Source organism: Bacillus sp. OV166, from assembly GCF_900177675.1.
In the GTDB taxonomy this organism is placed as follows: domain Bacteria; phylum Bacillota; class Bacilli; order Bacillales; family Cytobacillaceae; genus Neobacillus.
The window spans coordinates 660,733-681,692 of record NZ_FXWM01000001.1 but is presented as its reverse complement, the minus strand read 5'-3'; the positions used below and the strand labels follow the sequence as shown (position 1 = coordinate 681,692).

At 39.5% G+C, this 20,960-nt stretch carries 17 protein-coding genes and 1 riboswitch; of the genes, 4 read left to right on the top strand and 13 right to left on the bottom strand.

Annotated elements, in window-relative coordinates:
* Positions 1–25 precede the first annotated feature (25 nt).
* The 4 genes from CCK98_RS03210 to CCK98_RS03195 all read right to left on the bottom strand — a co-directional run bounded on the left by CCK98_RS03210 (position 26) and on the right by CCK98_RS03195 (position 3,434).
* Entirely contained in the window at positions 26–712 is a 687-nt protein-coding gene (locus CCK98_RS03210; protein WP_179195697.1) for a PspA/IM30 family protein, read from the bottom strand.
* 1 nt (position 713) lies between these two features.
* Positions 714–1,121, bottom strand: coding sequence for a hypothetical protein (locus CCK98_RS03205; protein ID WP_088085260.1), 408 nt, complete (start codon positions 1,119–1,121; stop codon positions 714–716).
* A gap of 165 nt (positions 1,122–1,286) precedes the next feature.
* Positions 1,287–2,282 (bottom strand): adenosine deaminase, encoded by a 996-nt coding sequence (gene add, locus CCK98_RS03200; protein ID WP_088085259.1) that lies wholly within the window; start codon positions 2,280–2,282, stop codon positions 1,287–1,289.
* A gap of 73 nt (positions 2,283–2,355) precedes the next feature.
* Positions 2,356–2,455: riboswitch (purine riboswitch) on the bottom strand.
* An 88-nt stretch (positions 2,456–2,543) separates the two neighbouring features.
* Entirely contained in the window at positions 2,544–3,434 is an 891-nt protein-coding gene (locus CCK98_RS03195) for an acyl-ACP desaturase (protein ID WP_088085258.1), read from the bottom strand.
* A 333-nt stretch (positions 3,435–3,767) separates the two neighbouring features.
* Between CCK98_RS03195 and CCK98_RS03190 the strand changes: the two genes are divergently transcribed.
* Genes CCK98_RS03190 through CCK98_RS03180 form a run of 3 tightly spaced genes read left to right on the top strand, consistent with a single transcriptional unit; the run spans position 3,768 to position 6,104 of the window.
* Positions 3,768–4,382 (top strand): UDP-glucose/GDP-mannose dehydrogenase family protein, encoded by a 615-nt coding sequence (locus tag CCK98_RS03190; protein WP_088085257.1) that lies wholly within the window; start codon positions 3,768–3,770, stop codon positions 4,380–4,382.
* A gap of 35 nt (positions 4,383–4,417) precedes the next feature.
* The gene (locus CCK98_RS03185; protein WP_256942521.1) at positions 4,418–4,939 is read left to right on the top strand and encodes a phosphatase PAP2 family protein; all 522 of its coding nucleotides are present in this window, start codon (positions 4,418–4,420) and stop codon (positions 4,937–4,939) included.
* Between the two features lie 22 nt (positions 4,940–4,961).
* Positions 4,962–6,104, top strand: a complete 1,143-nt coding sequence (locus CCK98_RS03180; protein ID WP_088085255.1) for a glycosyltransferase family 1 protein — start codon at positions 4,962–4,964, stop codon at positions 6,102–6,104.
* A 60-nt stretch (positions 6,105–6,164) separates the two neighbouring features.
* Here CCK98_RS03180 and CCK98_RS03175 read toward each other — a convergent pair whose 3' ends face one another.
* Entirely contained in the window at positions 6,165–7,340 is a 1,176-nt protein-coding gene (locus CCK98_RS03175) for an ABC transporter substrate-binding protein (RefSeq protein WP_179195696.1), read from the bottom strand.
* A gap of 368 nt (positions 7,341–7,708) precedes the next feature.
* Between CCK98_RS03175 and CCK98_RS03170 the strand changes: the two genes are divergently transcribed.
* Positions 7,709–8,539 carry a metal-dependent hydrolase gene (locus CCK98_RS03170; RefSeq protein ID WP_179195695.1) on the top strand — a complete coding sequence of 277 codons (831 nt, stop codon included), beginning with the start codon at positions 7,709–7,711 and terminating at the stop codon, positions 8,537–8,539.
* Positions 8,540–8,636: 97 nt separating this feature from the next.
* Here the strand turns inward: CCK98_RS03170 and ebgA are convergent, their stop codons facing one another.
* The 8 genes from ebgA to CCK98_RS03130 all read right to left on the bottom strand — a co-directional run bounded on the left by ebgA (position 8,637) and on the right by CCK98_RS03130 (position 20,642).
* Positions 8,637–11,693, bottom strand: a complete 3,057-nt coding sequence (gene ebgA / locus CCK98_RS03165) for a beta-galactosidase subunit alpha (RefSeq protein WP_256942241.1) — start codon at positions 11,691–11,693, stop codon at positions 8,637–8,639.
* A gap of 73 nt (positions 11,694–11,766) precedes the next feature.
* Positions 11,767–13,470: an amylo-alpha-1,6-glucosidase gene (locus CCK98_RS03160; RefSeq protein WP_088085252.1), complete on the bottom strand. Its 1,704-nt coding sequence runs from the start codon at positions 13,468–13,470 to the stop codon at positions 11,767–11,769.
* A 15-nt stretch (positions 13,471–13,485) separates the two neighbouring features.
* Complete coding sequence (locus CCK98_RS03155; protein WP_088085251.1) at positions 13,486–14,784, bottom strand: MFS transporter; 1,299 nt, start codon at positions 14,782–14,784, stop codon at positions 13,486–13,488.
* A gap of 120 nt (positions 14,785–14,904) precedes the next feature.
* A complete protein-coding gene (locus CCK98_RS03150) occupies positions 14,905–15,735 on the bottom strand; it encodes a carbohydrate ABC transporter permease (RefSeq protein ID WP_088085250.1) in 831 nt (276 codons plus the stop codon).
* A 35-nt stretch (positions 15,736–15,770) separates the two neighbouring features.
* On the bottom strand, positions 15,771–16,715 hold the full coding sequence (locus CCK98_RS03145) for a carbohydrate ABC transporter permease (RefSeq protein WP_088085249.1): 945 nt from the start codon (positions 16,713–16,715) through the stop codon (positions 15,771–15,773).
* A 20-nt stretch (positions 16,716–16,735) separates the two neighbouring features.
* Positions 16,736–18,016: a sugar ABC transporter substrate-binding protein gene (locus CCK98_RS03140; protein WP_088085248.1), complete on the bottom strand. Its 1,281-nt coding sequence runs from the start codon at positions 18,014–18,016 to the stop codon at positions 16,736–16,738.
* A gap of 120 nt (positions 18,017–18,136) precedes the next feature.
* Positions 18,137–18,931 carry a response regulator gene (locus CCK98_RS03135; protein ID WP_306298914.1) on the bottom strand — a complete coding sequence of 265 codons (795 nt, stop codon included), beginning with the start codon at positions 18,929–18,931 and terminating at the stop codon, positions 18,137–18,139.
* Positions 18,909–20,642, bottom strand: a complete 1,734-nt coding sequence (locus CCK98_RS03130; RefSeq protein ID WP_088085247.1) for a sensor histidine kinase — start codon at positions 20,640–20,642, stop codon at positions 18,909–18,911. The genes CCK98_RS03135 and CCK98_RS03130 overlap by 23 nt, the downstream gene beginning before the upstream one ends.
* Positions 20,643–20,960 lie beyond the last annotated feature (318 nt).

Sequence of the window (20,960 nt, the reverse complement as noted above, 5' to 3'; positions counted from 1 at the left end):
AATAAATGGGTGCTCCTTTCTCGTCCTATTTTACGATTTCTTCTAATTGCATTACTTTTTCATTTTTTAGCTTTTCAAGTTCCTTATTCAATTCTTCTTCGTTTACAAAGTTGCTGTACGCCGCATCATTCTGAGCTAACGGTGCGGAAAACTGCTGACAAGCATGTACCTCTGCTTCTATCATTAAAATCCGTTCTTCCGCACGGGCCACACCTCTTGTAATGTTGTCAGTTTGGAAGGACACTGTTGCATTTTGAATCTGCTTCATCGACTGCGCCACATTCGCACGGGATGCTAAAAGGATTTTCTTATGCTGCATTTGGTTATAGGTCTCTTTCAGCTCATTTAATTTTTCGATAAGAATTTGAGTTTGAGCTTTAACCGCTTCATATTGTTGCTTGTAAAGCTCTAGCTGCTTTTCATGGACTAGTTTCTCTTGCACCGCTAACTTCGCGATTCCATCCTCACCCTGTTCAATCGCTAGTTTCGCTTGACGCGTACGCTTTGCTACCAATCCTTCGGTTTCCAAAATGATAGCAGCTTGTTTATTCTCCACAAAAATTTGACGAGACAAGGCTTTCTGGCCTTTTAGAATTTCTTGCTCCATTTCTCGTGAATATTCATTTAACATTGCAATTGGATCCTCGATTCCATCTAGTAACCCATTGATTTCTGCCATCGTTATCGTCTTCACTCTTTTAAAAATACCCATTTTACACATTCTCCTTTTTATTGGTTAAATTTTTTTCCCATGTATCTAAAATACTTGTATTTTGATTTATTACCGGTATATGTGAACCCACTGGTGTGTTAATAAATTGTTTCATCGATGAGGCCTTTGCCTTCTTTCTAAACCATCTTACTAAGAGAACCACAACAGCTAGTCCAATGAGAAGACCGAGCCAAGGAAATCCTCCGCCGTGGTGCGGTCTGTTCATAACCTGGTGAGAACCAAAACCACCTTGTTGCCCCACAGCGCTTCCTGGGCCATGGCCATGGCCATGCTGTCCGGCTGCATAACTACTATGACCTCCAAATAAATAGTGGAGTACATTGACCACCAAGATCATGACGGCGATTGTCGCGCCCCAGAAAATACCTTTTTTCACTTTCGTATTCATCTCTCTTTCCTCCTTTCTACTTGATACCTGAAGTCTAATAGAGAATAGTGAAAACTTGGTGAAAGCCTGTCCTGTTATTTAAAATTTCTCAAAAAAATAGAAAAGGTGTCAGGCACCATGTGAATTTTTCACATGGTGCCTGACACCTTTCATTCTACTTTTTTATCAGGGCATAAATTTTTTTAGCATTTCCTTTGTTTCGGAATCGGCAAAGCTTGCTTCGACACTATTAAGGTAAATTTGCTTATAGTCATTTTCATTAATATTAAATTCTTTAAATACGATGTTACATTCATTCGCCATTGTAGTATCTGAAACGGTTCGGTTGTCCGTATTAACTGTTACCTTGATTCCATCCTTATGAAACTGGTAGATTGGATGTTCACTAAACTGGTCCACTGCTTTTGTTTGTACATTACTGGTTGGGCACATTTCAAGGACGACATGTTTTTCCTTCACAATGTTGTATGCTTCAGCACAATCCTTTATGAATACGCCGTGTCCAATTCTCTCTGCACCTAAAAGCTCAACTGCCTCTAATACGTTTTTCCCTATGCCTGTTTCACCCGCATGGATCGTTACTCTATAACCATATTCTCTAGCTAAGGCGATCGGTTCTACGAATCTTCCACAAAATCCTTCCTCTTCCGATGCGCATAAATCGATGGCCACTACACCTACTCCAAGGAATTTCTTCCCCTTCTCAACGACCTCAAAAGCACGGTCAGCAGGCATCGTTCTCATACAAGAAAGAATCAAATTTCCCTTTATCTCATATTGCTTTTCGGCATCCTTCATTCCAGATAAGACGCTTTGAATGATTTCTTCAACGTCTAATCCCCCTGCTGTATGAAGGAGTGGCGCAAATCTTACTTCCATGTATTTTACATTTTCCCGGGCTGCATCCTCAAAAAGTTCAAAGGTAATTCTTCTTAGATTTTCCTCTGACTGCATAACTAAATTAGGAATAGAAAATTTCTCTAAATATTCATCCAGGGATTTGCAATCTAATGGAGCAATCAGCTCCCTTTTAATCTCGTCTATTTTCATAGAGGGTAAACTGATACTCTCTCTCTTTGCGATATCAATGATTGTTTCAGGTCTTAGACTCCCATCTAAATGGCAGTGAAGTTCAATTTTGGGTAAGGTTGCGAAATTCATGTTGGATCTTTCCCTCCTAATTTTTGTTTGGTAAAAAAGTGAAAAAAAAAATTCCTGATTACGAAGAAAATACACATCCATGTATCTTCTTCGTAATCAGGAATTATTGGTTCCTGGTAGAGACCTCCAAACCATATCATTGGAGTTATACGAAATTTTTATTAAGTTACTATTGCTCAAGAATAATAAATCCTATTTTTATTGTCAAGAGTTTAAGTTTCGATTAAACCGGCAATATTCCCCTTTTTATTTGGAAGTACCTTATTTATTTTTATAAAAACGATCTCTTACTCTTTTCAACCGGGCGTGATAATTTAGAATGTCCAGTCTAGCTTTTTCTGCTTCTGGTGCAATCGGTCTTAATTTTTCCAATTCCCAATAATCAACAATCACATCTAGAACTTGATCAAAATATTCCAATGGGCCGTAGTTTGCCTCTTTTGCAATAATGGCCATGCGATCTTCAAAATCAGGCATTACTGTACCAGGCATTTGAAAATTCTTAATGACATGTCCTAAATGATAACAGTAATTGGGTTCCAATTGGAGATGAAATTTAATCACATCTCGATAAAAGGCATAATGCAACGTTTCATCCTTTGCCAGACGGCGAAGCAGACTAGCTAAATCCTTATCATGCGAACCAGCTACTTTGGCAACATTATTATAAAAAACCATGGTTGCGAGTTCTTGTAACGAGGTATAAACCATGGTTTCAAAAGGCGTATGGTAATCAGGATTCCAGCCATTCTCAACCGTTTGTTTGTGTAATTGGTGGAGTCGCTTCGGATCTACATTGCGTGTAATTAATAAATACGTTTCAATCAGGTTTGAATGCTGATCTTCTTCCGCAGTCCAAGTATGGACAAAATCTTTAATAACCGTTAAAGAACCTTTAAACGTTTGATCGAGATGAGAGGTAAACCATGGCAGGTTTACTTCGGTTAAAAGAGCCGTTTCAACCGCAGTAATAATGGATGGAGGCAGTGCGACCTGGCTTTCATCCCAGGGAACACGTCGAAAATCCATTGCCTTATCCCATGGTAAGAAATCATGGTAACCCCAATCTATTTTTTCAGACCGTTTTTTATGTTCTTCGTATAAATCAATAAGTTTAGGCTCTAACCTAAAGTCCAAATCATTTGTTAACATCATAATCCCCCGTTGTTGTAAAAGTTTGTTTAGGTTTCCTGACAAGCGCTCATTCCAAATTCGAAAAATAGGACCACTTATAAATCACTTATAAAATCTGGAAAAACAGTTATTTTAATATCTGATATTAGTACCTACTACCAACCAAATTATAGCACACTATTCTGAATTTATCTAATGAAGGGATTTTTAATATTCTCAGGTGTCAGGCACTCTATTCATGATGAAGATGCTGAATCTTACAATTTCTTTACATTCTTTTAACACCAGCTTAAGAAAAAATTCTCTATTCCCTTATACAATAAAGTAAATAATATCAATTGGAGGGATTGGATGAAGATTACCGTTGCTGGAGCAGGATATGCAGGGCTGGTCACAAGTGCTTGCTTAGCAGAATTAGGGCATATGGTGACATGTATAGACATTAAGAAAGAGAAAATTGACATGCTCCAAAATGGTCGTTCTCCAATTTTTGAGCCTGGTCTTGAGTCTCTTTTAGAAAAAAATCTCCATAACGGTCAACTGAAATTTACAGTGAGCCATCATCAAGCCTATTCAGAGGCTGAAGTCATTTTTATCGCGGTCGGAGCACCAAAAAAACATGATGGGTCACGGGATCTAAAATACATCCATGTAGTTTCACACACGATTGCTCACTATATCGAAAATGATGTAACCATTTGTACAATAAGCAAAGTCCCAGTCGGCACAAACGATCTTATCCAACAAATTATTAATAGAAGCAAGCCCCCTAACCTACTCGCAAACGTTGTCACCAATTCCGGGTTTCTTCGGGAAGGTTCTGCAATCCAAGATTTTTTCCACGGTGACCTAATCGTAATTGGAACCAATCATCCTGAAGCAGCAACAATAATCGAAAAAATTTATCAACCATTGAAAATCCCAATAATAATAACGGACATCCGAAGTGCTGAAATAATTATATAAGCATCGAATGCAAAGGGGAATAGACAATGATAAAAATGCTACATGTATTTTATGGTTTTGAATGCAGGGTCCTGCAAAAGGTAAACAGCCATTTTGATAAAAAGCTATTAAATCTTTTTTTCCGCACGGTTACACACCTTGGTGGAGCTAGAATAACTATTGCGGCCACACTTTTTCTCTTAATCTTCTCGCCAAGGGAAATCAGATTGATTGCCATTGCTAGCGCACTTGCTTTATCAGCCAGTCATATACCTGTGCATTTTGTAAAGTTGCTATTTCCTCGTAAAAGACCCTATTTAATGATTGAAAAAACAAAGTTTCCTGCTAACCCATTACAAGATCATTCTTTTCCTTCAGGGCATACGACGGCAATATTTTCTCTTGTGACGCCATATGTCTTATTCATACCTCTACTTTCTTATGTCCTAATCCCTTTAGGGCTATGTGTAGGCATATCTAGAATTTACTTAGGTCTTCACTATCCTTCCGATGTGATTGCGGGAGGAATTCTAGGGACCCTATCCGGGAGCCTATTCTTTTATTTATTGTGGGTTTGAGAGTTCAATTAGGAGGGATTATATGAAAATTGCTATTTTCACAGATACCTTTTATCCAGACACCAACGGGGTTGCTGGGACCCTTAAACGATTGACTACCTATTTTGAAGATCAGAATATTGATTTTAAAATTTTTGCACCCGATTCAAATTCTAACGACTATAGTTCTACGAATATTCATCTTTTTAAAAGCCGTTCCTTTTTCTTATACCCAGAATGCCGCTTAGCTTTTCCAAACCTTCTTCAAATCAAGTCAGAGTTACAACATTTCTCTCCTGATTTAATTCATGTTGCAACCCCTTTTAATATCGGCCTTTGTGGTATTTATTTTTCTAAGAAATTAAACATTCCCCTTGTTGGTTCCTATCACACCAATTTTGATCATTATTTACACTATTATGACCTTCATTTTCTTTCAAAAATCCACTGGAAATACATGCTCTGGTTCCATCGAACATGCAGCAAACTTTTTGTCCCCTCAACTGAAACATTCCTACAGCTTAAGCACCATGGATTTTCAAACTTAGAACTATGGCCTAGAGGTGTGGACTGCCAGCTTTATCACCCCTATTATGATAAAAACGCTGTTCAAAGACATTACAGCACACAAGGAAAATACCTGCTTACCTATGTTGGCAGATTGGCACCAGAGAAAGATATCAAAACACTATTTGCCGTCGCAAAATCAATCCCAGCTGAAATAAATGAAAAATTACATTGGTTAATCGTCGGTGATGGCCCATTACGCGAGGAACTGCAAGCCCAAGCAGGAGCTAATATGACCTTTACAGGATACTTATATGGAAAAAGCTTAGCCGAAGTCTATTCAGCATCTGATCTATTAGTTTTTCCCTCACCAACTGAGACCTTTGGAAATGTTGTTCTAGAGTCCCTTGCGAGTGGAACACCTGTCATTGGTGCAAAGTCTGGAGGTGTTAAGAATATAATTAAAGCAGGGATTACAGGTGAATTATGTAAACCAGGTAATGTTCAGGAATTTAGAGATGCCATTATTCAGATTTTAACGGATGATGGATTGCGAGAACAGATGGGAAACGCCGGAAGAGATTACGCCTTAACACAGAGATGGGATCGGATTTTTGAAAATCTGACTTGGCATTATACGAATGTAATCGAAGAACAAAACGGGCAAAAGTATGCATGATTAAGAAAAATAAAAAAAGTGAAATGGAAGGCCCGTCCTTCCATTTCACTTTTCGCAATTTTATGGATTAACTTTAGTGTTAAACACTTGCTTACCGTCTTTATATTCTAAAACAGTTGCTGATTTAATTGGATTGTGGTCTTTATCGATAGTGATCTTACCTGTAATCCTAGACAAATCTTTTGTTTTCTCTAATGCTTCTTTAATTTTTGTAGTATCCGTACCGCCAGCACGCTCAATCGCATCAGCTAATAGATAAACAGTGTCATAGCCAAGTGCATTAAATGCATTAGGTGATTCACCATTGAACTTTTCTTTGTAAGTCGTTACGAATTTTTGAATATTTTTATCTGGATCTTCAGATGTGTAATGGTTCGTGATAAATGTATTGTTTAATGCGTCCGCTCCAGCCAATTCCACTAACTTCGGTGAATCCCAGCCGTCTGCACCCATTAATGGAACAGTGATACCCATTTCACGAGCTTGTTTCACGATTAAACCAACTTCTTCATAGTATCCAGGAATAAAAATGAATTCTGGATTTTTGGCTTTAATTCGAGTTAAGGTTGCACGGAAATCAGTATCTTTCGCAACATATGCCTCTTCGGCAACCACTTTACCGCCAGCCTTTTCATATGTCTCTTTGAATGAAGCTGCTAAACCTTTCGCATAATCACTAGCACTATCTGCAAAAATAGCTGCATTTTTTAAATTTAATTCCTTCGTAGCGAAATTCGCTGCAACGATCCCTTGGAATGGATCAATAAAGGAAGTACGGAAGACGAATTCGTTCAATTTTCCATTATCGCCCACGGTTACGTTTGGACTTGTTCCCGAAGGAGTTAAAAGAATTGTTTTTGTATCATTCGCGATTTGAGCCTGTGCCACCGTATCACCACTTGTAGCTGCACCAATAATGGCTGTTACTTTGTCTTGACTTGTTAATTTAATGGCACCGTTTGTAGCTTCTGCTGCTTCGGATTTGTTATCCACTTTAATAATCTCTAGCTTTTTACCCTTTACTCCACCAGCTTTATTAATCTCATCAACTGCAATATCGATACCGTTTTCGAGTGACTCCCCGTAAGAAGCAACCCCACCGGATAACTCTAAGTTAACTCCAACTTTAATCGTTTTACTGTCACTGCCTGAACTCTTTGGTGCTCCTGAACAACCTGCAAGTATTCCAGCTAATAAAGTGGAAGCCATAAACATTTTTGCCCATTTTTTCTTCATTATAATGACCTCTTTCTTTTTTTCTGATTTTTCTGACATAACAAAGCGTAGATTGATAGCCTTTTATGATTCAAAATACTTTTGTTTACTGTCTTAACTAATTGATAAATATTATTTTAAAACAATTTTCTCGATTCGTCTAGTATATTATTCGATTTATTTAAATATTTCTGATTTTTTTGATTAATATTGTTTTTGGTATCGCTTTCTTTTGCGTATCACCAATAAATGCTATTCAAATCATGTTTTTTGGTTCACAAAACATTATACTTAAATTTTATCGACGTATGAATAATCCGATTATGGTTCTTATTATTCATTCGAAAAAATAATATGGTATATGAGGTCTCATTCTAAAGGTTATGGGGGTGCTTGCTCTGAAAATATTACGGCTTGGCCATGCCATGTACGTTCTAAAAAGTAAGGTTGGGAAAAAGTATCTTATTGATCCGTTCTTTGATTTAAATCCTGGCTTTCCTCCGCAATTAAATACTGCTGATTTCTACCAATCTATTGATTGTGTATTTTTAACCCATGGCCATTTTGATCATACAAGCGGTCTTACGAAGTTGGTTGAACATAAACCTGATATTATGATTGTGGCACAATACGAGCTGGCACTCATCCTTTTGCAGCAAGGAATTAAAAATGTCCTTCCCATTAATTTAGGAGGTTCTGTTTCCTTTGAGGATGTAAATGTAACCATGGTCCAGGCAAAACATACATCTTCTTACGGTGAAACCCAAGGCCAACCAGTATATGCCGGTGAGTCAGCAGGTTATATTTTTGACTTTAAAGATGATTATACCCTTTACCACTCTGGTGATACGGCATTAATGTCAGATATAAAGTTGATTCAAGATGTATATGAGCCGGAAATTGCAATCCTTTCTTCAAGCGGCCATTTTACAATGGGACCAAAAGAAGCCGCCTATGCTGTAAAAAATTTATTAAAAGTTAAATATGTGATTCCCAGTCATACCTTTCCGACACATGAAACAGCTGCCTCTCCTGAATCATTAACCCAATTATTAAAGGCCTTCCCTGTTGTTGATTTTATGATTGATAAAGATAACGAGTTAAAGGAATTATTAAAGGATTATCCAAAGACAGCCGTGATTACACTCTCTTATGGAGAAGAAACAGAGTTCGATAAAAACCTTTGGTCAGAAGCTTTAGTTAATAAGGAATTCTCATGATGAGACGGGGCACCCTTTGAGAGGGTGCCTCCTTTTTAAATAAAAGAGTGTCAGGCACCGTTCGTGGACAAATGTCCACGGGTGGTGCCTGACACCTTTAGCTCTGTTCTCTTCCAAGCACTACAGCTGTGGTATTTTTAGTATTGAAGGAAGAAATCCGAAATGAAAGGGTAAAGTCTTCGAATTTACAGCGATATTTTTCGAGCTGGTCTTGGCCGCAGGAGTTGCTGCCGAGACCATTTTGTTTGTAGTCTATATTCAAGACTACGTAGTCACGCGGCTTTAAATCGACCGTATGCTTGGCAAGTTCTAGGTCACTAACTTCATAGTGTGAAGCACTGAAGTCAAATTGGTCATCAGCGATGAAAATGAGGCCATTAGACTGACGATCTGTTATGCTTACCCAGTCACAATCAGAACGGTTGCCGTTTTCTTGCGGTTTCACGTAGTTTGTGAACAACTCATCAACTGTTTGACGGTAAACACCTAAGTGATTTGCTTGCTTCGAATCCACATAACTTTCACCAGGTCCTCGGCCGCGCCACTGACTATTGGTAAACTCCTTATTCAAGCGCATATTCACACCGAGACGCGGAATCATGACCGGTGCATTTTCTTTCATACCGGATGCAATTCCATTTATGCTGCAAAGAATATCACCATCCGGATAGATTCTATATTGATAGTTTAATTGATAGTACCAAGAACTGTTTGTTGTACCGTACAGTGCATCTGTATCCCATTCGAATACTCCGTTTTTCAACTCATAGCGGATATCCTCAACAATTTCATGTCCGAGATGCATAAAGTATTTTGTTCGATAATCATTTAGCAAGTACATATCATTGTCAATCGGTGCACGCCAGAAGTTGAACTTCGGACCCTTTTCAATCTGGATTTTCCCATTTCGGGTAACTTGTTTTAGTGTTCCTTTGACGCAATCGAACGTGATGGTAAAATCAGTGCCACTAACGTTTAGTAGCGCTCCCTCTTTTTTAATGAGGAGCTCGCCATCACCGTGAGCTTTTGGTGATTTTGACTTTCCTGGGAGCACAAAGGAAGCGATCGCTAATTCATGTCCTTTCGGTGCCCAAGGTGTATCCTGATTTAATTTATATGAAAATACAAAATAGTAATGGGCTCCACTAACTTTTTCTATGTCCTGTCCAACTGGCAAATGAATCTCTGCTGTTTCACGCCCAGCTAGTTTTGGAAGCTCTACATCAAAGGAATCAACCAATCGATCATCCTCAAATAACGAACATGTTAAATCCAAATGAGCTAATGATAAGAAATCATATCGATTCATCAGACGGAAAAGGCCCTTCTCGATATCAATACATTCTGTTTGAACTGGTTCAATCACTTTTTTATACTCATATAGACTTGGGGAAAGTGAACCATCCGGCATGATTAACCCATCGATACAGAAGTTTCCATTCGTCGGGTCATCACCAAAATCACCGCCATACTGATAGTAAACTGTACCATCCTCTGCTACAGCTTCAATTCCGTGGTCAAACCATTCCCAAACAAATCCGCCTTGGAGTTTATCATACTTATAAAATAAGTCTTGATATTCTTTGAGATTTCCAGGCCCGTTCCCCATAGCATGGGCATATTCACAAAGAATATGTGGTTTTTTAGACTTTTCAATAACCTGATCCATTGTCCTTCTTTCCTTATGTTCAAGCCATGTATACATCGTGCTGTATACATCGGTCACCTCTGCTTCAAAATCTCCCTCATAATGAACAAGGCGCGTTGGATCCATTTCCTTTGCTCGCTTGGCCATAGCTCGGAAATTATCACCAAATCCAGACTCATTCCCTAGCGACCACATGATAATACAAGGATGGTTTTTATCACGCTTAATCATCCGCTCAATCCTCGAAACATATGCCGTTTCCCAGTCTGAATCATTACTGATCCAATCATACCTTCCTGTCAATTCAAACCCGTGACATTCTAAATCCGTTTCATCAATCACATACAGCCCGTATTGATCACAAAGATCATAAAGGTATGGGGCATTCGGATAATGAGCCGTACGTATGGCGTTGATATTGTTTTGCTTCATTATCTTGATGTCGCGCTCAATTTCCTCTCTCGTCACCACTCGGCCTGTCCTCGGGTTGTAGTCATGACGATTCACGCCCTTGAACTTAATGGCCACATCATTTACGAGGAATGTATCCTCTGCCATGACTATCGAGCGGAATCCTACATGCTGATGTACCACCTCAATAATTTTTCCATCTTCCATTACTGTCATATAGAGGTTGTATAAATAGGGCTGCTCTGCACTCCATTTTAAAGGTGACACTATATACCTGCTTAAAGGCTCGTTTGCCTTTTTTTCCTCGATAAAAACTGGCTTACCTTCTGGATCAATTAATTCATAAGTAATGATTTGGTTGCGCTGTTCCGTCAGTTCAGCCAAAACAGTTAAGGTCGCATTCTTCCATTCTCTATCAAACTCTGTCGTTACGGTAAAGTCATATACGCCAGAAACCGGCCGGGTATATAGTTCAACATCACGGAAGATCCCGCTCAGCCACCACATATCCTGGTCTTCAAGATAGGACCCATCTGACCACTGGACGACGCGGACAGTCATGGTGTTTGCACCTTGTCTGCATAGTTTCGTAATATCAAATTCTGATTGAATCCGAGCCCCCTTACTATAACCAGCAAATTCTCCATTTACATACAATTCGAAAGCAGAATCGACACCATTAAAACGAAGGATTAATTGTTCTTCATCCAAATTCCGATCGAACTCAAACTCTCGACGATAAATGCCCGTTGGGTTTTCGGTTAGGACACGGGGCGGAATAATCGGAAAATTGTACCACAGATCAGAATAATGCATCTTCCCGTAGCCTTGCATTTGCCAGTTGCCAGGAACAGCAATTTCGTCCCAAACTTTCGTATCCAAATCATCATCATAAAAGCCATCCGGCCAATATTCGGGAGCTTCGAGGAATACAAATTTCCATATTCCGTTAAGGTTTTGATAGTAGTGACTATTGGCCACATCATGTGTTTCAGCCGCACTAAGTGAAGGATAGCTGATAAAATGAGCACGGGCACTTAAACGGTTTATGCCATCTGTATGGATGTTTTCCCATCTTTTTAGTTTTTTCATCATTTAACCTCTCAATCGTTAATATGTTTTTATTACAAAACGCTGTGCTTTGAGATGTAGTCGACTTACCTTCTCTTTATTCCTTTATTGAATCCTCTTGACTAAGATGTTGTCCAAGAATAAGGAATACGCTCGAGGTCCATGTAAATGCCGGATCACGAAGTCCAGATCCAGTTAGAGCGTCATAGTTTTCCGCCATGCCTGACTTGGTTGCCATTGAACAGAATTTCTCTGCCACCTCGAGAGCTAGTTTCTTTTCACCGGATGAGACCAAACCATCTACTAGAAGCATAGTTGTTGGTGCCCAGATTGGGCCGCGCCAATAACCATCTTCCCTGTAAAATGGACTGTTTGGCAGCTCGGTTGCCAATCCATATTCTGTTAAAAACCCCTTGGTCTTTATATCTTCTACCAATTTCTTTAAGATTTCCGGCGGAAGCCTATCTCCAAGAATCAGAGGAACATACAAAACTAGACTGTCAGATTCGATGATTTCATGTGTGCCTGACCGTTTTGCTACAAATCGTTGCCCGTTCCAAAAATGTTCAATCATTCTATTTAACAATGCTTGCGACTCATCCATCCATTTTCTAGCTTCCTCATTTTTTCCAAGCTTACAGGCTATTTCCGACAAAACTTCCATTTGCAGCACTAGAAAGGATGAAAGGTCGGGACTTTCAACCGGAGTCCCTTTGTGGAAAATTGTACTATTATCCCAACCACTGTCATTTCCGTGATTGTATTGCGGAATCCCGTCTTTGTCACTGTCCTGGAAAGTCAGCCACCACTCCGTCCATTTAACAAGCGGCTGATAAACTTCTAGCAGTTTCTCCGCTGAAACAAAATCGTTTTGTTCCCACATACGCCTTAGTGTCCAGCCATGGATAGGCGGTTTTGTGAAATTCCACAACGCAGACCTGTTATTGACAAAGTCTGGAAGCATTCCGGATTTATCCTGCAAATCAAAAAAGATCATAAGCTGGTCCCAGGCGAGGTCGGGGTTATTTTTTGCTAACGCCAGGGCATTAAAGCAGTGATCCCAGCTCCAAATATTTGTCATCCAGTTCTTCGACATGTACATCGCAGGCCTAGTCAGCATTCCTTCAGGCGCCACCACGCATGACCAGGTAACATAGGCCGCCATTTCTTTCCCTCGGACATACTTTTCAGGTATCTCAAGGGTATTATCGACCCATGATTCATATTCCTTTAAAACGTTATCGTGCCCTTCTGTAAAAGCCGAGTAGGAACGGGCTGTGTAAACCGTCATAAACTCCTCAATCACACCTTCCATTTCCCCCATGTCCGACTCTGGAAGAAAGTCGACAATAATTTTTTCACAACGCTGTTCAATAAAAGGTGCATCTACGACGAGGCGTCCTTTTATCGAAGTAAGCATATACCGCATTTCCTGACGGGAGTGATTAACTTCCCAACGATCATCTTCCACAGGAACCGCATAATCATAAGCTCCGGTAATTCCTGTCAGTCTGACCCCCACGCTATGACTTCTTATCTGTAAAACTCGGGCTTCTGTTATACAAAATTCTGCATAACCTTCCGCATTTTCGAGCCGGAGCATGCTCGGACTTAGTACTGCCTTATATGGCACGAGGTTCCCCTCATGAATAAGATCAATACGGAATACCTCGCCAAACTCATTGTCCCCATTTCGGATATTACGGAGGTAGAGGGGGCTGTCACCCTCCTCTTGGTGATTTCGCGAAATTGTAATAAATGAACCATAACGGCTGAAGGGAATTTTTTTTATATCAAACATAAGCTTCACTCTCTTTCAACATTCATTTGTTATCCCTTCCTGGGTGTTCTTCTGAAATTCTTGATCTGCTTCAAAGAATTTCGGTCTGATAATATAAGTAAAGTACGCATATCCGAGCAAGAGAAGCAGTCCTGCCAAAATAAATGGAAGTGTATAGTTCTTTCCAGCTAGGATGGTTCCGACTAGAAATGCGGCTAAAGCGGATCCAATGCTACGGAATACGGCTCTCATTCCCGCATACAAATCACGTTCCTCATCTTTAAATGATGACATCGATAGACTGTCAACCAGATTGGTCAGCATGGTAAAAACACCACCCCTTACTAATAAAAGTGTCGAAAAGAAATAAGGATGGATGTTTAAAAATAAAATAAAACAAAGAAGGATATTCACCATGTAAATATAAAGAAATGTCTTTTTCACCCCGAAGCGGTCAATCAATGAAGGTGAGAAAATAGAACCTATAAACAATGCCAGACCATTTAGAGCCAGCAGCATCGACACAGCCTCATTCGAGAAATCGAAACGGAACTTAATAAATAAATTCAGGTAAGGCTGGAGGCAAGATACTGCACCGCCAGTAATCAGTGCGAAGACAGCAAATAACAGCAATTTTTGCTGAAAATCACTCGAATGCTTACCTTGCCTTTGAAGGAAAGCATTCGGTTCAGAACCTGTTTCCCTTCGCTGGTTTAAATCCTCCCGTGTAACTTTTTTCCTTCGCTGCTCTGCAGGAAGCAGGCCTCCTCTTACACAGGCTAATAATAGAAACAATATTGAGGTAGTAATTAATGTATTTTGGTAGCCCTTCTCTGAAAGTTCAATCCAATTAGGCAAAAAACCGCCAATTAGTGTTCCCGCTCCCGAAAACGCAGTAAAGACTGCGAATAAAAAGCTATAGGCTTGGGTTTCTTCCCTTTTTGAACGGCTATAATGGAACAACAACTGTATTTCCGTCGTTTCCACAAGTGTTAGGCCAATGGAAACCACAAATTGAGCCAAAAAAAAGAATCCAAAGCCTTCTGCAAAAGCAAAAATGCTGCATCCAATGGCAATACTTGTTATCCCTGTAACGAGCAGCTTTTTCCGACCTGCTTTTTTAGCCAAGATGCTCACAGGAATTGCAAAGATTCCCATTACTAAGATCCCCATCGATGTGATGAGTCCAATTTGCTTTTCTGTAATACCCATTTCAATTAAATGAAGATTCAAGATCAAGGTAAACATTCCAATGCTCAGCCCGTACAGTGATTCAGTGGCCAAGAAACGTTTCACACCAGACGGCATAGTAAGAAATCTTAATGACTGTATCATAGAGTGTTTCAACCTTTCATTTTCAAAAAAATTTCTGAGGAATCTCCCCTTCAATAAACTAATCAGAAGGTGCTTATCCCTTCTGATTAGTTCCTGTTTTGCGAAACAAATAAATACTTGTTATCCCTTTACCCCTGACTTAGAAACATCCTCCACTATATAGCGCTGTGCCGCGAAGAAGAGAACAAGCGGTGGTATGCTGATTAGGAAGGTTATTGCCATGATTCCTTCCATATCAACGCCAAACATTCCTTTGAACTGCGCAAGTCCAAGCGTTAGTGTATATTTGCTCTGATCATTCAAAAACACAAGCGGTCCTAGGTAATCGTTCCAGCAATTCAACATGCTGAACACCCCAACTAAAATTAATACCGGTTTCATGAGCGGAAGGTAAATTTTATAAAAAATTTGAAAAGAGTTGGCACCATCTATTCTTGCTGCTTCATCCAGTTCTTTTGGTATGCCCATGATAAACTGGCGCATCAAGAAGATATAAAATGGGGCACCAAACCAGGCAGGAACAATCAACGGTTTCAACGTGTTAATCCAGCCAAGGAAGTTAAATTCCATATATAAAGGAATCATCGTTACTTCCCATGGAATCATCATTGTGGCAAGTAGCACCATAAATAAGAAATCTCTTCCCTTAAAAGTAAATCTTGCAAATCCATAGGCCACCAGCGATGATGAAACAATTTGGCCAAGAGTTGCCAAGATTGTTACCGTTAGTGAATTCATCAGGAATTGCGTAAATGGCTGAGAAATCCATGCTTCCTTAAAATTCTCAAAGTGAAGACTGGAAGGAATCCACTTTGGCGGGAACAGATAGAGCTCTTCTGGTGATTTTAACGATGTCGTCACCATCCAAAATAATGGTGCCAAAAATAATAGCGAGAAAAAGATTAAGAGACCGTATATAAAGGTTTTTTCAACCCTGCTTTTCATTTTCATTGTAAACCCCCAGTATCAATAGATTGGCTGCAGTTTTATTTCTTCTTCACTTCTCCTTCGTAGTACACCCAGGCAGACGAGGATTTAAACACAAGCATTGTTAAACCTAAAACAATCAAGAACATAAACCACGCATTTGCAGAAGAATAGCCCATTTTAAAATATTTAAAGGCATTTTCATAAACATACATTGCGTAAAAATAAGTTGAATTGAGCGGCCCTCCGCCCGTTAATAACAGGGCTAACGTCAATTGTTGAAAGGCAGCAATAATCGTTGTGATGACATTAAATAGAATGGTTGGCGTCAAGAGCGGTAAGGTTATTTTGAAAAACTGAGTTATTTTATTAGCTCCATCGATGGATGCAGCTTCATAAAGTTCACCCGAAATGCCTTTTAAACCTGCCAGGAAGATTAACATCATCGTACCCTGACCCCAAAGGCTTGCTATCACCATCGCGATAAGTGCCCAGCCCGTCTCATTGAGCCAGTTAGGACCTGTGATATCAACCAAGGAAAGAAAGTAATTTAGAATACCGTATTCACCGTTGAAAACCCAAGCCCAAATCATCGCAAGGGCTACGCCGGAAATGACGGATGGAAGGTAGAAAAAGGTTCGGAAAAAGGAGTGGCCTTTTACGTTTTGATTCAACAAAATAGCTAAAACTAGGGCTACAATGATATTTAAAGGGACGAACAATGCGGCGAATTTCACCGTTACCCCTAGTGATTTCCAAAACAGGGGATCATCCATAAACATGGTCTTATAGTTATCAAGTCCGATAAATGTCGCCTCACCGACAACCGGCCAATCATAAAAACTGATAAATAGTGAATATAATAAAGGTCCTAGCGTGAAGGCAAGAAACCCGATTACCCATGGGGAGATAAATAGAAGTGGGACAATCTTGTCCCACTTTATTTTCTTTTTCTTATTTATTTCCACATAGGGTGTGGGAGAAGCAGGTAAAGAATTCAACATGAACACCCCATTTATTTAGTCTACTTCTTCATGTATTTCTCAGAATCGTGAACAGCTTTATTTAGTAGTTTATCAGCATCTTGCCCAAGCATCACCGCATTTACGGCTGCAGACAGGTTACGGTTGATTTCATTCCAATTCTTATTCAAAAGAAATGCTGGTGTATCGTCAGATCGTTCAAGCATTTTATAGAACGGACTGATCAATGAGTCCTGCTCCATATTCATTTCTTTTACAACACTGATTCGAACTGGCAAATCGGCTGTACGCATTTTAATTGCTTCTGTAGAGGAATAAAACTTTACAAATTCATAAGCAAGATCTTTATGTTTAGAATCCTTCGCTACCGAAACAGCTGATGAAGCAATAACCCCTTTTGCAGGCTTGTCGCCAAATGACGGAACTTCGACCGTTCCGAAATTAATCTTAGCTTCTTTAAAGCCTTCTAATGGCCAAATCCCGCTTTCCCACATGGCGATTTTTCCAGCTTTGAAAATATCATCGCCGCTTTGCTGATTTTTCCCGCCAACAAGAACAGCGCTTTTCTCTTTAAGAAGATTACTTAAAATTTGAATGGATTCAATTGTTTCAGGGCTGTTCATATAGCCCTTAACTTCTTTCCCGTCATTACTTATGAAGCTCCCGCCATTGCTCCATACCAGCCCTTGTAGATCATAGGTATCTGGTTCTGGTACAATTCCAACACCGTATTGCTTTTTGCTTGGATCAGATAGTTTTTTGGAAATTTCTTTAAAATCATCCCATGACCAGCCATCCTTTGGATAAGGGATGTTTGCTGCATCAAATAAATCTTTGTTATAATACACAACTCGTGTTGTAAATCCAGCAGGCATTCCATAAATTTTTCCATTCATGCTCGAATAATTAAATAAACCTTGGTAAAAATCATCCATATCCATTTCTGGATCGCCTTCGATATACTGATCAAGCGGCTCGAGCGACTCATAATATGCTGGGAAATTCCACATATACATCATATCCGGTGGATTTTTCGCCCCAAAGGAGGCAGCCAACTTCTGATCAAAGCCATCACCGTAAGCTTCCACTTGAACCTTAACACCTGGATTCTTTTCCTCGAACTTTTTGGCAATATCCTGTTGAATTTTCAAGGCCTCTCCAGAGTCCCAGGTAGCAAAGCGAAGTGTAATATTGTCTTTTCCGTCCTTCTCTTCTCCAGTTCCTCCAGAAGTATTTTCCCCTGAACTGCTGTTGGAACAAGCTGCCAAGGCGAAGACGCTAACTAATAATAAAATCATTGCTAAGATACTGATTTTCTTCATTCTGAATTTCCCCCTCTGTAGAAAAAAATTAACCGCCTTCATTGTACTTCTAATGAAAGCGGTCTCATACTGAAATTCATCTTAAATTGTTCGTGATAATGTTTTAATTTTCTGTGAAGTTTATGGAATAGGGGTAAAATCGTCCGGGTGGATTCTCCTTTTTGTTTGACGATAATCAGATGGTGTTTGTCCGGTACATTTTTTAAACCATTTACTAAAATATTTACCGTCATGTACTCCGACTTTCTCCCCTATTTCCTGTAAGGTGAGAGAAGTGGTTTCAAGCAATTCGCTAGCAGCATGGAGCTTTAATTTTTCTGTAAATGTATAGAAACTTTCACCAACTGACTTACTAAAAAGGGTGCTAAAGTGGCTTCTACTAAGGCCGACCTCATAGGCAATATCAACTGAAGAGTGGGATTGTGATAAGTCTCTCGTAATCAGTTGAACGGCTTTTTGAATCGGTTCCGGCCATTTTTCATTAACCTCATTTATTACGGCTTCAGCTAGACTAGAGTCTTGTTCTTTACGTTGTGATTTTTCTATTTCATCAGAGAATTGCTTTAGGTATTCTTCAAATTCATCATCTTGAAAGGCCGTTTTTAAAATATAACCTGAAGCACCCAACCTAATGCCTTCCTGGGCATATTCGAAATCCCGGTGGCAGCTTAATAGCAGGATTTTTGTGTCAGGGGCTGCTTGTTTAATTTTCCGGGCCAGTTCTATGCCATTTTGTTCTGGCATGACAATGTCTGTAATGACTACCTCAGGGGAATGCTCTAGAAACACTTCCCAGCCTTTCTGACCATTGGAGGCATCCGCAACTACTTCCATATTGTATTTCTTCCAATTCACCGTTGCCATTAACCCTTTACGGACGATATATTCATCATCAACTACCATGACTTTGATCACTGCTCAACCTCCTTTTTGGCCAGCGTATTTTAAAAGTTGTTCCACTCTTCGGTTTTGATTCTATTGTAAGACCATATTCACTTCCAAAATGAAGCTTTAGGCGTTGATCAACATTAAACACGCCTATTCCACGGACTTTATCCTTAGGCGACTGTTCATTAAGTAAGTTTAAGGCCGTTTGTTCACTCATTCCTTTACCATTATCACTCAAGGTAAGTTCAAGTAAGTCTGATTTATCCTCAATAGTTAATTCAATTATTCCCTGTCCGTCTTCAAAGGCATGGAAAAAAATATTTTCAAATAATGGCTGCAGAGACAACCTGGGAATTAAATAATCGGAGCATTCTGGGCTGACCTTTTCATTGTAATCAAACATATGTCCATAACGGATTTCCTGCACCTTCAAATAGTGGCTTATCGTAGCCAGCTCTTTTTTTAACGGAATCAATTCATCAGAAAAATTAAGGTTTTCATGAAGAACCTCCGTCAGATGGTAAATCATTTGCTGAACTTCCTTGGCATTACTTAACCTTGCCTTCCACTGAATGGAGTTTAGTGTATTAAACAACAAATGGGGATTTATTTGGTAATGAAACGCCCTTAACTCTGCTTTCCTTTTTAACCGTTCCGTCTCACCGATTTCATCAATTAATTCATTAATTTGCTGGACCATCTGATTAAAGCTGATTGTTAATTTCCCAATTTCGTCATGTTCTTTAACAGGAATCTGAGTCTGCAGTTCGCCCACACTTACCAGTTCCATCGATTCCTTCAGCTTTCTGATTCGTTTTGCCAACGGTGCTGAAAAGACCAAAGCTAGTAGGATTGCGAGAATAATTAAAAAGAAAATGCCTAACATAGTATAGTTAAAAATAACCTCAGAGGATTGGTAAAATAGTTTTTCAGGGACTCGGATTTCAATGTTCCAGCCATAGGCTTCAATATTTTTCACCCTAACAATATCACTTGAAAGCCTCTCCACTTTTGCTTTTGTTCGGTAAAGGACTTTATTCTTTTCATTATGAATGGTTACAAAGGCGTGGACGTCTTTTTCAAGGTAGTTAATATATGAAAAAAGCTCCTCGGCATTTGTCTCAATTAACAACTTGCTTCCTTTTAAAATCCCATATTGGCTCTGGATCGGCAATACTAGACCAATCATTGGTTCAGGCGGTTTGCTGTTATCATGATGATCAGCTTTATAAAATCCGATCCATCGCTCCCCTTGTTTGATTTTACTTGCTTCCTTCCAAAACGGCATTTGAAACAGTTTTTGTGAATTAAGATGGTTTCCCCCGTAATAATAGCCAGAACTCGTTATTAGGTAGATTCCTTTTGTATTAAAAGTTCTATGGGCTTCAAGGAATCTTTCAAAGTTCTTTTTCTCTATGAATCCTTCATAGGTTCTTGGAATCTCTTCTTGAATAACAATTAAGGTAGGGTCGGATAAATATTGATGAATATCGTTTGAGACGACAAACATCTGATTAATCGTATTTTCTAATTGCTTTTCAAGCTGTGATACAGCAAAGTTTTCATAATCATTAAATTGCTTATTCACAATCGTGGATGACTTTTGATAGGAGAGATAGCCAAATAGTAGGAGAGGTATCAGTGCCACCACGATGAAAAACAGCATCAACTTGGTACGAAAGCTTCCATACAATTGATTCTTAAGATTTAAGGTAATATTTTTAATAACTTCGATCATCCTATCCCTCTTCAAGACTAGTGGTTTTCGTATGTTATCACTTTGTGCTTAACTGCAAGTCTTTTCCTTTTTATTCGTAATCGTTTTCATAAATCTCCCTAATCATAAACCAGAGTTGTTCCAATTTCCATAGACATCTCCGGAGTTTTTAGATGGTAGTTACGACCACTTTTATGAAAATAAAGGCTCTTTTAAACTTGCCTGTTGATTTCCGCTCCAGGCGCTTCGCTTTCCGCGGGCGGTCCGGGGAGCCTCCTCGTCGCTGCGCTCCTGCGGGGTCTCCCCTGCCCCGTCCTCCCGCAGGAGTCTTCGCGCCTT

Excerpts from the sequence above, each read along its gene's own strand:
- CCK98_RS03210 (WP_179195697.1), bottom strand. The coding sequence starts at position 712 with ATGGGTATTTTTAAAAGAGTGAAGACGATAACGATGGCAGAAATCAAT.
- CCK98_RS03205 (WP_088085260.1), bottom strand. The coding sequence starts at position 1,121 with ATGAATACGAAAGTGAAAAAAGGTATTTTCTGGGGCGCGACAATCGCC.
- add (WP_088085259.1), bottom strand. The coding sequence starts at position 2,282 with ATGAATTTCGCAACCTTACCCAAAATTGAACTTCACTGCCATTTAGAT.
- CCK98_RS03195 (WP_088085258.1), bottom strand. The coding sequence starts at position 3,434 with ATGTTAACAAATGATTTGGACTTTAGGTTAGAGCCTAAACTTATTGAT.
- CCK98_RS03190 (WP_088085257.1), top strand. The coding sequence starts at position 3,768 with ATGAAGATTACCGTTGCTGGAGCAGGATATGCAGGGCTGGTCACAAGT.
- CCK98_RS03185 (WP_256942521.1), top strand. The coding sequence starts at position 4,418 with ATGCTACATGTATTTTATGGTTTTGAATGCAGGGTCCTGCAAAAGGTA.
- CCK98_RS03180 (WP_088085255.1), top strand. The coding sequence starts at position 4,962 with ATGAAAATTGCTATTTTCACAGATACCTTTTATCCAGACACCAACGGG.
- CCK98_RS03175 (WP_179195696.1), bottom strand. The coding sequence starts at position 7,340 with ATGAAGAAAAAATGGGCAAAAATGTTTATGGCTTCCACTTTATTAGCT.
- ebgA (WP_256942241.1), bottom strand. The coding sequence starts at position 11,693 with ATGATGAAAAAACTAAAAAGATGGGAAAACATCCATACAGATGGCATA.
- CCK98_RS03160 (WP_088085252.1), bottom strand. The coding sequence starts at position 13,470 with ATGTTTGATATAAAAAAAATTCCCTTCAGCCGTTATGGTTCATTTATT.
- CCK98_RS03155 (WP_088085251.1), bottom strand. The coding sequence starts at position 14,784 with ATGATACAGTCATTAAGATTTCTTACTATGCCGTCTGGTGTGAAACGT.
- CCK98_RS03150 (WP_088085250.1), bottom strand. The coding sequence starts at position 15,735 with ATGAAAATGAAAAGCAGGGTTGAAAAAACCTTTATATACGGTCTCTTA.
- CCK98_RS03145 (WP_088085249.1), bottom strand. The coding sequence starts at position 16,715 with ATGTTGAATTCTTTACCTGCTTCTCCCACACCCTATGTGGAAATAAAT.
- CCK98_RS03140 (WP_088085248.1), bottom strand. The coding sequence starts at position 18,016 with ATGAAGAAAATCAGTATCTTAGCAATGATTTTATTATTAGTTAGCGTC.
- CCK98_RS03130 (WP_088085247.1), bottom strand. The coding sequence starts at position 20,642 with ATGATCGAAGTTATTAAAAATATTACCTTAAATCTTAAGAATCAATTG.